Below are 13,108 nucleotides of genomic sequence, written 5' to 3'. Positions count from 1 at the left end.
GCGCCGAAAGTACCGCATGAATCAAAGACCAGGATCGTTGAATTGACGTGAGTTGGGTCCGGGCCTGTATTGGGGCTCAACGAGTTTGGCCACCTCAGGAGGGGTTTGCCGAACGTCCTCAAGAGTGCGAAAAACTTATGGCAAAGCGTGATTATTACGAAGTGTTGGGTGTTGAGCGTGGCTCAACTGATGCGGACCTGAAAAAGGCCTATCGTCGTCTGGCGATGAAGCATCACCCGGACCGTAATCCCGATGACAAAGCATCGGAAGAACTGTTCAAGGAGGCCAACGAGGCCTACGAAGTGCTATCCGATTCGAGCAAGCGCGCGGCGTACGACCAATACGGTCATGCTGGCGTTGATCCGAGCATGGGTGGCGGCGGTGCCGGTTTCGGCGGTCAGAACTTCTCTGACATCTTTGGCGATGTCTTCAGTGATTTCTTCGGCGGTGGTCGCGGCGGTTCTCGTGGCGGCGCCCAGCGTGGCAGCGATTTGCGCTACACCCTGGAGTTGAATCTGGAAGAAGCGGTGCGCGGCACCTCGGTGAATATCCGCGTGCCGACACTGGTCAATTGCAAGCCGTGCGATGGTTCGGGCGCCAAGAAAGGCTCGTCGCCTTCGACATGCCCGACGTGCGGCGGCATCGGTCAGGTGCGCATGCAGCAGGGTTTCTTTTCGGTTCAGCAGACCTGTCCGCGCTGCCATGGCCAAGGCAAGATCATTTCCGATCCGTGCGATTCCTGCCATGGCGACGGTCGTGTCGAAGAGTACAAAACCCTGTCGGTCAAAGTACCGGCCGGCGTTGATACTGGCGACCGCATCCGTCTGTCTGGTGAAGGCGAGGCGGGGACTCAGGGTGGCCCGACTGGCGACCTGTACGTGGTCATCAATGTCCGCGAACACGACATCTTCCAGCGTGACGGCAAGCATCTGTTCTGCGAAGTGCCGATCAGCTTTGTCGATGCAGCGTTGGGCGGCGAGCTGGAGATTCCGACCCTCGACGGTCGCGTCAAACTGAAAATCCCCGAAGGCACGCAGACCGGCAAACAATTCCGCGTCCGCGGTAAAGGCGTGGCGCCAGTGCGTGGCGGTGGTGCGGGCGACCTGATGTGCCGTGTGGCCGTCGAGACCCCGGTCAATTTGAACCGTCGTCAGCGTGAATTGCTGGAAGAGTTCCGCAGCTCGTTGGCTGATGACAACAGTCATTCGCCGAAAACCACCGGTTGGTTCGACGGTGTAAAGCGCTTCTTCGGCGATTTGTAAGGAGTCGGCATGCGACGTATTGCAGTGATGGGCGCCGCCGGGCGCATGGGTAAGATTCTGGTCGAGGCCGTGCAGCAGCGCGCGCCGCTGACCGGGCTGACTGCTGCGATCGTTCGCCCGGGCAGCACGCTGATCGGCGTCGATGCTGGTGAGTTGGCATCGCTGGGGCGAATCGGCGTGCCGTTGTCTGGTCATGTCGAATCAGTAGCGGATGAGTTCGATGTGCTGATCGATTTCACGCTGCCTGAAGTCATGCTTAAAAACCTGGCCTTCTGTCGTAAGGCAGGCAAGGCCATGGTCATCGGCACGACCGGGCTGGATGCCGCGCAGAAACATCTGTTGGCCGAGGCGGGCAAGGATATTCCCATCGTGTTCGCTGCCAACTTCAGTGTCGGGGTCAATCTGTCGCTGAAGCTGCTTGATATGGCTGCGCGTGTGCTGGGTGATGATGCGGATATCGAAATCATCGAAGCGCATCACCGGCACAAGATCGATGCGCCGTCAGGTACGGCGTTGCGCATGGGTGAAGTGATTGCCAGCGCGCTGGATCGTGATCTGCAGAAGGTTGCGGTCTATGGGCGCGAAGGTCACACCGGTGTACGCGAGCGTGAAACCATTGGTTTTGCCACGGTGCGCGGTGGGGATGTAGTCGGTGATCACACGGTGCTGTTCGCCTGTGAAGGTGAGCGGCTCGAGATCACGCACAAGGCTTCCAGTCGCATGACGTTCGCCAAGGGTGCGGTTCGCGCTGCGTTGTGGCTGGATGGTCGCGCGCCGGGTCTTTACGACATGCAAGACGTGCTCGACCTGCATTAAGTGCTACAGAAACCGGGTTCAAACCACATGTTTGAGCCCGGTTTTATCCGCCAAGCGACGCCCTGTCGCATTCTCTGCCCTTTCGGGCTTATTGGCGGTAGACCCAAAAAGCCTTTTTCTGTAAGCTACAGCTTTAGTGTGTCCACTAAAAGCGCGCAGAATAATTCAGTGAACAAGCGGGGTGACGTGTCCATACGTCATTCCGCTTTTTTACAACCTGCGATCGCCCTTTCATGCGTTATTTACGGGAGGTCTTCTTGACTAAGCCAGCCATACTTGCCCTTGCTGATGGCAGCATTTTTCGCGGCGAAGCCATTGGTGCCGACGGTCAAACCGTTGGTGAGGTGGTGTTCAACACCGCAATGACCGGCTATCAGGAAATCCTTACCGATCCTTCCTACGCCCAACAGATCGTTACCCTGACCTACCCGCACATTGGCAACACGGGCACCACGCCGGAAGATGCCGAGTCGGATCGCGTCTGGTCTGCCGGTCTGGTCATCCGCGACCTGCCGCTCGTGGCGAGCAACTGGCGTAACACGATGTCCCTGGACGATTACCTGAAAGCCAACAATGTTGTGGCAATCGCCGGTATCGACACCCGTCGCCTGACCCGCATCCTGCGGGAAAAAGGCGCCCAGAACGGCTGCATCATGGCCGGCGACAACATCTCTGAAGAAGCCGCCATTGCCGCAGCGCAAGGCTTCCCGGGTCTGAAGGGCATGGATCTGGCGAAAGTCGTCAGCACCAAGAAGCAATACGAATGGCGCTCGACAGTCTGGGATCTGAAAACCGACAGCCACGCGACCATCGAAGCCTCCGAGCTGCCATACCACGTGGTTGCCTACGACTACGGCGTCAAGGTCAACATCCTGCGCATGCTGGTCGAGCGCGGCTGCCGCGTCACCGTCGTGCCGGCGCAAACGCCTGCTGCCGACGTACTGGCGCTGAAACCGGATGGCGTGTTCCTGTCCAACGGCCCTGGTGACCCGGAGCCATGCGACTACGCCATCAAGGCGATCAAGGAAGTGCTGGAAACCGAAATTCCGGTATTCGGCATCTGCCTCGGTCACCAGTTGCTGGCTTTGGCCTCTGGCGCCAAGACCCTGAAAATGGGCCACGGCCACCACGGTGCCAACCACCCGGTACAGGATCTGGACACTGGCGTCGTGATGATCACCAGCCAGAACCACGGTTTTGCGGTAGACGAAGAAACCCTGCCAGCCAACGTTCGCGCGATCCACAAATCGCTGTTCGACGGCACCCTGCAAGGTATCGAGCGCACCGACAAGAGCGCGTTCAGCTTCCAGGGTCACCCTGAAGCGAGCCCGGGCCCGAACGATGTGGCGCCACTGTTCGACCGCTTCATCAACGAGATGGCCAAGCGACGCTAAGCGTTCGCCTTGAGACTGTAGAGAGAAGCCCCTCGAGGGTGGCCCCGCTACCGGCGGCCCCTTCGAGGCTTCAGAAATCGATCAAGACGGCTTGCCGACTGACCTGCGGATTTGAGTGACAAACCCATGCCAAAACGTACAGACATTAAAAGCATCCTGATTCTCGGCGCTGGCCCGATCGTTATCGGCCAGGCCTGCGAATTCGACTACTCCGGTGCCCAGGCTTGCAAAGCCCTGCGCGAAGAGGGTTACCGCGTCATCCTGGTGAACTCCAACCCTGCCACCATCATGACCGACCCGTCGATGGCCGACGCGACCTACATCGAACCGATCAAATGGCAGACCGTTGCCAAGATCATCGAGAAAGAGCGTCCAGACGCACTGCTGCCGACCATGGGCGGCCAGACCGCTCTGAACTGCGCCCTCGACCTGGAGCGCGAAGGCGTTCTGGAGAAGTTCGGTGTGGAAATGATCGGCGCCAACGCCGACACCATCGACAAGGCTGAAGACCGTTCGCGTTTCGACAAGGCGATGAAATCCATCGGCCTGGCGTGCCCGCGCTCCGGTATCGCCCACAGCATGGAAGAAGCCAACGCGGTTCTCGAAACCCTGGGTTTCCCGTGCATCATCCGCCCGTCGTTCACCATGGGTGGCACCGGCGGCGGTATTGCTTACAACCGTGAAGAGTTCGAAGAAATCTGCGCCCGTGGTCTGGACCTGTCGCCGACCAAAGAGCTGCTGATCGACGAATCGCTGATCGGCTGGAAAGAATATGAAATGGAAGTTGTCCGTGACAAAAAGGACAACTGCATCATCGTCTGCTCGATCGAAAACTTCGACCCGATGGGCGTGCACACCGGTGACTCGATCACTGTTGCCCCGGCTCAGACTTTGACCGACAAGGAATACCAGATCCTGCGTAACGCCTCCCTGGCGGTACTGCGCGAGATCGGTGTCGAGACTGGCGGTTCCAACGTGCAGTTCGGTATCTGCCCGAACACTGGCCGTATGGTCGTGATCGAGATGAACCCGCGTGTATCGCGTTCCTCGGCTCTGGCCTCGAAGGCCACCGGTTTTCCGATCGCCAAAGTCGCCGCCAAACTGGCTGTGGGCTACACCCTCGACGAACTGTCGAACGACATCACCGGCGGCAAGACCCCGGCGTCCTTTGAGCCGTCGATCGACTACGTCGTCACCAAGCTGCCACGCTTCGCCTTCGAGAAATTCCCGAAAGCCGACGCACGCCTGACCACGCAAATGAAGTCGGTGGGTGAGGTTATGGCCATCGGCCGGACTTTCCAGGAATCCCTGCAGAAAGCCCTGCGTGGTCTGGAAGTGGGCGTTTGCGGCCTGGACGAGAAGCTCGACCTGAGCAACCCGGAAAGCATGAGCATCCTCAAGCGCGAACTGACCGTGCCGGGCGCCGAGCGCATCTGGTACGTGGCTGACGCATTCCGCGCCGGTCTGTCGGTCGAAGACATCTTCGGCATGAACATGATCGATCCGTGGTTCCTGGTGCAGATCGAAGATCTGATCAAGGAAGAAGAGAAGGTCAAGACCCTCGGTCTGTCCTCGATCGACCGCGACCTGATGTTCAAGCTCAAGCGCAAAGGCTTCTCCGATCAGCGTCTGGCCAAGCTGCTGGGTGTTACCGAGAAGAACCTGCGGACTCATCGTCACAAGCTGGAAGTGTTCCCGGTCTACAAGCGCGTTGACACTTGCGCTGCCGAGTTCGCCACTGATACCGCCTATATGTATTCGACCTACGAGGAAGAATGCGAAGCAGCGCCGTCGGGTCGCGACAAGATCATCATCCTCGGTGGTGGTCCAAACCGTATCGGTCAGGGCATCGAGTTCGACTACTGCTGCGTACACGCCGCCCTCGCTCTGCGCGAAGACGGGTACGAGACCATCATGGTCAACTGCAACCCGGAAACCGTTTCCACTGACTACGACACTTCCGACCGTCTGTACTTCGAATCGGTAACCCTGGAAGACGTGCTGGAAATCTGCCGCGTCGAGAAGCCGAAAGGCGTCATCGTCCAGTACGGCGGCCAGACCCCGCTGAAACTGGCTCGCGCCCTGGAAGCCGCTGGCGTGCCGATCATCGGCACCAGCCCTGACGCCATCGACCGTGCCGAAGACCGTGAGCGCTTCCAGCAAATGGTTGAGCGCCTGAACCTGCGTCAGCCGCCAAACGCTACCGTGCGCAGCGAAGACGAAGCCATTCGCGCTGCGGCCAAGATCGGTTATCCGCTGGTGGTTCGCCCGTCCTACGTGTTGGGCGGCCGTGCGATGGAAATCGTCTACGAAGAAGAAGAGCTCAAGCGCTATCTGCGTGATGCAGTGAAAGTGTCCAACGACAGCCCGGTGCTGCTCGACCACTTCCTCAACTGCGCCATCGAGATGGACGTGGATGCGGTCTGCGACGGCAAAGACGTGGTCATCGGCGCGATCATGCAGCACATCGAACAGGCTGGCGTTCACTCCGGTGACTCCGCTTGCTCGCTGCCGCCGTACTCGCTGCCGGCGCACATCCAGGACGAGATGCGCGAACAGGTCAAGAAAATGGCCCTGGAACTGGGCGTTGTCGGCCTGATGAACGTGCAATTGGCGCTACAAGGCGAAGATATCTACGTTATCGAAGTCAACCCGCGCGCTTCCCGTACCGTGCCGTTCGTATCCAAGTGCATCGGTGTTTCCCTGGCCATGATCGCGGCTCGCGTGATGGCGGGTAAAACCCTGAAAGAAATCGGCTTCACCAAAGAAATCATCCCGAACTTCTACAGCGTGAAAGAGGCGGTCTTCCCGTTCGCCAAATTCCCTGGCGTTGACCCGATCCTCGGCCCAGAGATGAAGTCGACCGGTGAAGTGATGGGTGTCGGCGACACCTTCGGTGAAGCATTCGCCAAAGCCCAGATGGGCGCGAGCGAAGTGCTGCCAACCGGTGGCACTGCATTCATCAGTGTGCGTGACGATGACAAACCACTGGTTGCAGGCGTGGCCCGTGATCTGATCAACTTGGGCTTCGAAGTGGTTGCCACTGCCGGTACTGCCAAGCTGATCGAAGCCGCAGGCCTGAAAGTGCGTCGTGTGAACAAGGTGACCGAGGGTCGTCCGCACGTGGTCGACATGATCAAGAATGACGAAGTCACGCTGATCATCAACACCACCGAAGGTCGCCAGTCGATCGCCGATTCCTACTCCATTCGTCGTAATGCCTTGCAGCACAAGATTTACTGCACCACCACCATTGCTGCTGGCGAAGCTATCTGTGAAGCGCTGAAATTCGGTCCGGAAAAGACCGTGCGTCGCTTGCAGGATCTACACGCAGGATTGAAGGCATGAGCATAACCAAGTACCCAATGACAGTTCAGGGCGCGAAAGCCCTGGAAGAAGAACACACTCACCTGACCAAGGTCGTCCGTCCGAAGCTCAGCCAGGACATCGGGACGGCCCGCGAGTTGGGTGACCTGAAAGAGAACGCGGAATACCATGCCGCCCGCGAACAGCAGGGCATGGTCGAGGCGCGGATTCGTGACATCGAAGGCCGGATTCAGAATCAGGTCATCATTGATGTCACGACCATTCCTCATACCGGCAAAGTGATCTTCGGTACCACCGTCGAAATCGCCAACGTCGAGACTGATGAAAGCGTCACTTACCACATCGTGGGTGAGGATGAGGCTGACTTCAAACTCGGCAAGATTTCGGTCGGTTCGCCTCTGGCCCGCGCCTTGATCGGCAAGGAAGAGGGCGATACGGTCGCCGTGAAAACGCCAGGCGGCGTTATCGAGTACGAGATTGTCGAAGTCCGTCACATTTGAAACCGGGCGCCCGCTGCATGCGGGCGCCATGCTTTGGCAGCTGACCCAGATGTTGTGGGTTGGCGGTCTCTGGCTGATTCATTTCGGTTTGCAGCCGGCGTTGGTCAAGATTGGCCTGGCGCCGCTGTTGATCGACGAAGTTGCCAGTGCATTTGAAGTGCTGGTGGTGGGTTTTTCCGCTGCATGCGTGATATTTCAGGCTTTGGTGCTTTTGCAGGCCGAAGGCCTTGCCAGTCTATGGCGGGATTTTCGCGGGCAGGTGCTGTTGATGGCGTTGTACGCGTGTGCGATGTATGTCGCAGTGCGTGTCGGCTGGCCGGATGCGCAGCGCTGGCAGGTGTTCAGTTATCTGGTGCTGGGGTTTTCCGGGCTGGTGCTGGTGATGCAACCGGTACCGGGATGGAGTGGCAGGGTGCGCGAAGCACACCCTTGACCCTTGTCATCACTTGAAGCGATGAACGTTCGACAGCTGCTTGTTGACGCTGAAGTTCTTGCGGTAAAGCAGTGCCATCTTGCCGATGACCTGAACCAGATCAGCCTTGCCGACCTTGCACAGTTCTGCAATGGACGCCAGGCGCGACTCGCGATCGAGGATGTTGAGCTTGATTTTGATCAGCTCGTGATCCGCCAAAGCGCGTTCAAGTTCGGCTAACACACCTTCAGTCAAACCGTTGTCAGCCACAGTCAGAACTGGTTTCAGATGGTGGCCAATGGATTTGTACTGTTTCTTCTGCTCTGGAGTGAGCGGCATAATCTGACCCTTTCGTCTGGATTCTGTAAAATGGCGGCCATTTTACCCGAGGGTTCGTGGATCCGCCCAACTAATCACGACCCTTATCATCGAGGTGCCCAATGGCGCGTTCCAAGACAAGCCTTGGTTGGCTGAAAAGACATGTCAATGATCCCTATGTGAAGCAGGCGCAGAAGGATGGCTACCGTTCGCGTGCGAGTTACAAACTTCTGGAGGTCCAGGAGAAATACAAGCTGATCCGTCCTGGCATGAGCGTTGTCGATCTGGGTGCGGCGCCTGGTGGCTGGTCTCAGGTCACTAGCCGACTGATCGGTGGTCAGGGGCGTCTGATCGCCTCGGACATCCTGGAGATGGACAGTATTCCTGACGTGACTTTCATCCAGGGGGACTTCACCGAAGACGCAGTGCTCGCGCGCATCCTTGAAGCCGTGGGTAATTCGCAGGTGGACCTTGTGATTTCCGATATGGCCCCCAATATGAGTGGTACGCCTGAAGTGGATATGCCCAAAGCCATGTTCCTTTGCGAGCTGGCTCTTGATTTGGCGGAGCGGATACTCAAGCCGGGTGGTAATTTTGTTATCAAGATCTTTCAGGGCGAAGGTTTCGATGTTTACCTGAAGGACGCTCGCAAGAAGTTCGACAAGATCCAGATGATCAAGCCGGACTCGTCACGGGGCAGCTCCAGAGAGCAATACATGCTGGCTTGGGGATATCGCGGCCGCAGCGAGTAAAGTGACGTGATTCGACCAGGGCGATAGGTTTTTCGCATTTTGCTCCGGACGCATTAACGAATATTGTGTAGAAAGTGTTTCACAAAGGGTTACAGACGGCGCCTGCCAGAGTTGTAGGTAATGTAGTAAGTTAGGCCGGTGAATATCATGCGAAGCGCGCGCCAGTAGCGGAGCTTGCTTCAGAGGGTAGTTAATTGAACGATATGGCAAAGAATCTGATCCTGTGGTTGATCATCGCGGCTGTCCTGGTGACGGTGATGAACAACTTCTCCAGCCCTAACGAGCCGCAGACCCTCAACTATTCCGACTTCATCCAGCAGGTCAAGGATGGCAAGGTCGAGCGCGTAGCCGTTGATGGTTATGTGATTACCGGCAAACGCAGCGATGGCGACAGCTTCAAGACCATTCGTCCGGCTATTCAGGACAATGGCCTGATCGGCGATCTGGTCGACAACCACGTTGTGGTTGAAGGCAAGCAGCCTGAGCAGCAAAGCATCTGGACCCAGCTTCTGGTGGCCAGCTTCCCGATCCTGGTGATCATCGCGGTGTTCATGTTCTTCATGCGCCAGATGCAGGGCGGTGCCGGTGGCAAGGGCGGGCCGATGAGCTTTGGCAAGAGCAAGGCGCGCCTGCTGTCCGAAGATCAGGTGAAAACCACTTTGGCTGACGTTGCCGGTTGCGATGAAGCCAAGGAAGAAGTTGGTGAACTGGTTGAGTTCCTCCGTGATCCGGGCAAGTTCCAGCGTCTGGGCGGTCGAATTCCTCGCGGTGTATTGATGGTCGGTCCTCCGGGTACCGGTAAAACCTTGCTGGCCAAGGCAATTGCCGGCGAAGCCAAGGTGCCGTTCTTCACCATTTCCGGTTCCGACTTTGTCGAGATGTTCGTTGGTGTCGGTGCGAGCCGCGTCCGTGACATGTTCGAGCAGGCCAAGAAGCACGCTCCTTGCATCATCTTCATTGATGAAATCGACGCCGTCGGTCGCCACCGTGGTGCCGGCATGGGCGGTGGTCACGATGAGCGTGAGCAGACTCTCAACCAGCTGCTGGTTGAGATGGACGGCTTTGAAATGAATGACGGCATCATCGTGATCGCTGCAACCAACCGTCCTGACGTACTCGACCCTGCGCTGCTGCGTCCGGGCCGTTTCGACCGGCAGGTTGTGGTTGGTCTGCCGGACATCCGTGGTCGCGAACAGATTCTCAAGGTTCACATGCGTAAAGTGCCGATGGGTGACGACGTCGCTCCAGGTGTTATCGCGCGTGGTACCCCGGGCTTCTCCGGTGCCGATCTGGCCAACCTGGTCAACGAAGCTTCGCTTTTCGCTGCTCGCAGCGGCAAGCGCATCGTCGAGATGAAGGAATTCGAGCTGGCCAAAGACAAGATCATGATGGGCGCCGAGCGCAAATCGATGGTCATGTCCGAAAAAGAAAAGCAGAACACCGCTTATCACGAGGCTGGCCACGCTATTGTTGGTCGCGTCGTGCCTGAGCATGATCCGGTCTACAAAGTCTCGATCATTCCACGCGGTCGTGCACTGGGTGTGACGATGTTCCTGCCGGAAGAGGATCGCTATAGCCTGTCCAAGCGTGCGTTGATCAGTCAGATCTGCTCGCTGTACGGCGGCCGTATCGCTGAAGAAATGACCCTGGGCTTCGACGGTGTTACCACCGGTGCTTCCAACGACATCATGCGTGCAAGTCAGATTGCGCGAAACATGGTGACCAAGTGGGGCTTGTCGGAAAAACTTGGTCCGCTGATGTATGCCGAAGAAGAGGGAGAAGTGTTCCTCGGTCGCGGCGGTGGTGGCCAGGCTGCCAGCTTCTCTGGTGATACCGCCAAGCTGATCGACTCCGAAGTACGCAGCATCATTGATCAGTGCTACGGCACGGCCAAGCAGATCCTCACGGACAACCGTGACAAGCTCGATGCGATGGCTGATGCTTTGATGAAGTACGAGACAATCGACGCTGAACAGATCGACGACATCATGGCTGGCCGTACGCCTCGCGAGCCTCGCGATTGGTCGGGTGGTACCGGTACACCGCCGCCGCCAGTTGTCCAGGATGAGCGTCCGGAAACACCGATCGGCGGCCCGGCTGCTGACGTTTAAGGTTTGAAATGACTTCTGTTCAGTCCCTGACCCGGTTGCCTTGCGGCAACCGGGTTCTTGATTTGGCCCAGACGCATGTCATGGGCATTCTCAATGTCACTCCCGATTCCTTTTCCGATGGCGGCCGATATAACCAGCTCGACGAGGCCCTGCGTCACGCCGAAGCCATGGTTGCGGCTGGCGCGACGTTAATTGATGTTGGCGGCGAATCCACTCGCCCTGGCGCCCGCGCGGTGTCACCGCTGGAAGAGCTCGAGCGCGTGGCGCCTATTGTCGAGCTGATCAATCGCGAACTCGACGTGATCATCTCGGTCGATACGTCGACACCTGCCGTGATGCGCGAAACCGCGCGGCTGGGGGCAGGGTTGATCAACGATGTGCGATCGCTACGGCGTGATGGGGCACTGGACGCGGCAGCGGCAACCGGTTTGCCGGTCTGCCTGATGCATATGCTCGGAGAGCCGGGTGATATGCAGGACAATCCTCAATACGATGATGTCACTCGGGAAGTGGGCGAGTTTCTCGCCGAGCGCATGGCGCGATGTGCATTGGCAGGTATTCCGGCTGATCGAATCATCCTTGATCCCGGCTTTGGCTTCGCCAAAACCCTGCAGCACAATCTAAGCTTGTTCAAGCATATGGAAGCCCTGCATGCGCTGGGCCGCCCCTTGCTGGTGGGTGTTTCGCGCAAGAGCATGATCGGGCATGCATTGAATCGTCCTGTGGGCGAACGTTTGTATGGTGGTCTGGCTCTGGCTGCACTGGCGTCGGTCAAGGGTGCGCGTATATTGCGTGTCCATGATGTGGCGCAAACGATAGATGTCGTGCGAATGATCGCGGCCGTCGAATCAGCCGAATAAGAATGATGGAGCACTTATGAGCAAGAAATATTTTGGTACTGACGGCATTCGTGGTCGAGTCGGTGAATATCCGATTACTCCTGACTTCATGCTCAAGCTTGGCTGGGCTGCCGGCATGGCGTTCCGCAAGATGGGTACCTGCAAGGTACTGGTCGGCAAAGACACGCGAATTTCCGGCTACATGTTCGAGTCGGCGCTCGAGGCTGGTCTGACATCGGCAGGTGCCGATGTCATGTTGCTCGGTCCAATGCCGACGCCCGCCATCGCTTACCTGGCGCGCACGTTCCAGGCTGAGGCCGGTATTGTGATCAGTGCTTCGCACAACCCGCATGATGATAACGGCATCAAATTCTTCTCCGGAAAAGGCACCAAGCTTCCGGACGAGCTGGAGTTGATGATCGAAGAGCTGCTCGACACCCCGATGACCGTGGTCGAGTCGAGCAAGATCGGCAAGGTGTCGCGGATCAACGATGCGTCAGGCCGTTACATTGAATTCTGCAAGAGCAGTGTGCCTACCGGCACCACTTTTTCCGGGCTGAAAATTGTCATCGACTGCGCCCACGGCGCCACCTATAAGGTTGCTCCAAGCGTTTTCCGTGAGCTTGGTGCAGACGTTGTCGTTCTATCGGCCCAACCCAATGGCCTGAATATCAATGACAACTGCGGTTCGACCCATATGGGTCAGCTGCAGGCGGCAGTATTGTCAGAGCACGCTGACCTGGGCATCGCCTTTGATGGTGATGGCGATCGAGTATTGATGGTCGATCACACCGGCGCCATCGTCGATGGCGACGAGTTGCTGTTCATCATTGCGCGTGATTTGCATGAGCGTGGAAAGCTGCAGGGCGGCGTGGTCGGCACCCTGATGAGTAACCTTGGTCTGGAATTGGCGCTCGTCGATCTTTCGATTCCATTCATTCGTGCCAATGTCGGCGATCGCTATGTGATCGCTGAATTGCTGGAGCGTAATTGGCTGGTCGGTGGTGAAAACTCTGGACATGTCGTTTGCTTCAATCACACCACGACGGGCGACGCGATCATTGCGGCTCTGCAAGTGCTGATGGCGCTCAAAACGCGTAACGAAGGCCTGGCGCTAGCTCGCCAAGCGTTGCGCAAGTGTCCTCAGGTGCTGATCAATGTGCGTTTCGGCGGTGGCGAAAGCCCTCTGGAACATCCGGCAGTCAAGGAAGCCAGTGCGCGCGTAACCCAGGCAATGGCGGGGCGTGGGCGTGTGCTCCTGCGCAAGTCCGGCACAGAGCCTCTGGTGCGCGTGATGGTTGAAGGCGAGGACGAAACCCTTGTTCGCGGCTATGCCGAAGAACTGGCGAAACTGGTAACTGAAGTTTCTGCCTGATA

At 57.9% G+C, this 13,108-nt stretch carries 11 protein-coding genes; 10 read left to right on the top strand and 1 reads right to left on the bottom strand.

All coding sequences use genetic code 11. The features are described 5' to 3' along the window. Positions 1-137 precede the first annotated feature (137 nt). The 6 genes from dnaJ to JJD74_RS03285 all read left to right on the top strand — a co-directional run bounded on the left by dnaJ (position 138) and on the right by JJD74_RS03285 (position 7,732). Positions 138-1,262, top strand: a complete 1,125-nt coding sequence (dnaJ, locus tag JJD74_RS03310; RefSeq protein WP_042557582.1) for a molecular chaperone DnaJ — start codon at positions 138-140, stop codon at positions 1,260-1,262. Between the two features lie 9 nt (positions 1,263-1,271). Continuing rightward, a complete protein-coding gene (gene dapB, locus JJD74_RS03305) occupies positions 1,272-2,078 on the top strand; it encodes a 4-hydroxy-tetrahydrodipicolinate reductase (protein ID WP_042557583.1) in 807 nt (268 codons plus the stop codon). Between the two features lie 257 nt (positions 2,079-2,335). Beyond that, positions 2,336-3,472 (top strand): glutamine-hydrolyzing carbamoyl-phosphate synthase small subunit, encoded by a 1,137-nt coding sequence (gene carA, locus JJD74_RS03300; protein WP_047299697.1) that lies wholly within the window; start codon positions 2,336-2,338, stop codon positions 3,470-3,472. 126 nt (positions 3,473-3,598) lie between these two features. Next, positions 3,599-6,820, top strand: coding sequence for a carbamoyl-phosphate synthase large subunit (gene carB / locus JJD74_RS03295; protein ID WP_042557585.1), 3,222 nt, complete (start codon positions 3,599-3,601; stop codon positions 6,818-6,820). Positions 6,821-6,822: 2 nt separating this feature from the next. Next, positions 6,823-7,299, top strand: a complete 477-nt coding sequence (gene greA, locus JJD74_RS03290) for a transcription elongation factor GreA (RefSeq protein ID WP_042561951.1) — start codon at positions 6,823-6,825, stop codon at positions 7,297-7,299. Between the two features lie 28 nt (positions 7,300-7,327). Further along, positions 7,328-7,732 (top strand): hypothetical protein, encoded by a 405-nt coding sequence (locus tag JJD74_RS03285; protein ID WP_042561952.1) that lies wholly within the window; start codon positions 7,328-7,330, stop codon positions 7,730-7,732. A 9-nt stretch (positions 7,733-7,741) separates the two neighbouring features. On the opposite strand, the gene JJD74_RS03280 is transcribed toward JJD74_RS03285, so the two are convergent. Next, positions 7,742-8,050: a YhbY family RNA-binding protein gene (locus JJD74_RS03280; RefSeq protein WP_042557586.1), complete on the bottom strand. Its 309-nt coding sequence runs from the start codon at positions 8,048-8,050 to the stop codon at positions 7,742-7,744. A gap of 101 nt (positions 8,051-8,151) precedes the next feature. On the opposite strand from JJD74_RS03280, the gene rlmE reads away from it, so the two are divergent. The 4 genes from rlmE to glmM all read left to right on the top strand — a co-directional run bounded on the left by rlmE (position 8,152) and on the right by glmM (position 13,106). After that, a complete protein-coding gene (gene rlmE / locus JJD74_RS03275; protein WP_042557587.1) occupies positions 8,152-8,781 on the top strand; it encodes a 23S rRNA (uridine(2552)-2'-O)-methyltransferase RlmE in 630 nt (209 codons plus the stop codon). A gap of 203 nt (positions 8,782-8,984) precedes the next feature. Next, positions 8,985-10,892, top strand: a complete 1,908-nt coding sequence (gene ftsH / locus JJD74_RS03270; protein WP_042557588.1) for an ATP-dependent zinc metalloprotease FtsH — start codon at positions 8,985-8,987, stop codon at positions 10,890-10,892. Between the two features lie 8 nt (positions 10,893-10,900). After that, entirely contained in the window at positions 10,901-11,752 is an 852-nt protein-coding gene (folP, locus tag JJD74_RS03265) for a dihydropteroate synthase (protein WP_042557589.1), read from the top strand. A 16-nt stretch (positions 11,753-11,768) separates the two neighbouring features. Then, on the top strand, positions 11,769-13,106 hold the full coding sequence (glmM, locus tag JJD74_RS03260) for a phosphoglucosamine mutase (protein ID WP_200611263.1): 1,338 nt from the start codon (positions 11,769-11,771) through the stop codon (positions 13,104-13,106). Positions 13,107-13,108 lie beyond the last annotated feature (2 nt).

It is taken from the genome of Pseudomonas sp. MF6776, from assembly GCF_016613125.1.
GTDB lineage: Bacteria > Pseudomonadota > Gammaproteobacteria > Pseudomonadales > Pseudomonadaceae > Aquipseudomonas > Aquipseudomonas iridis.
Note: the sequence above shows the minus strand (reverse complement) of the source record. Positions and strands in the feature narration are given on the sequence as shown.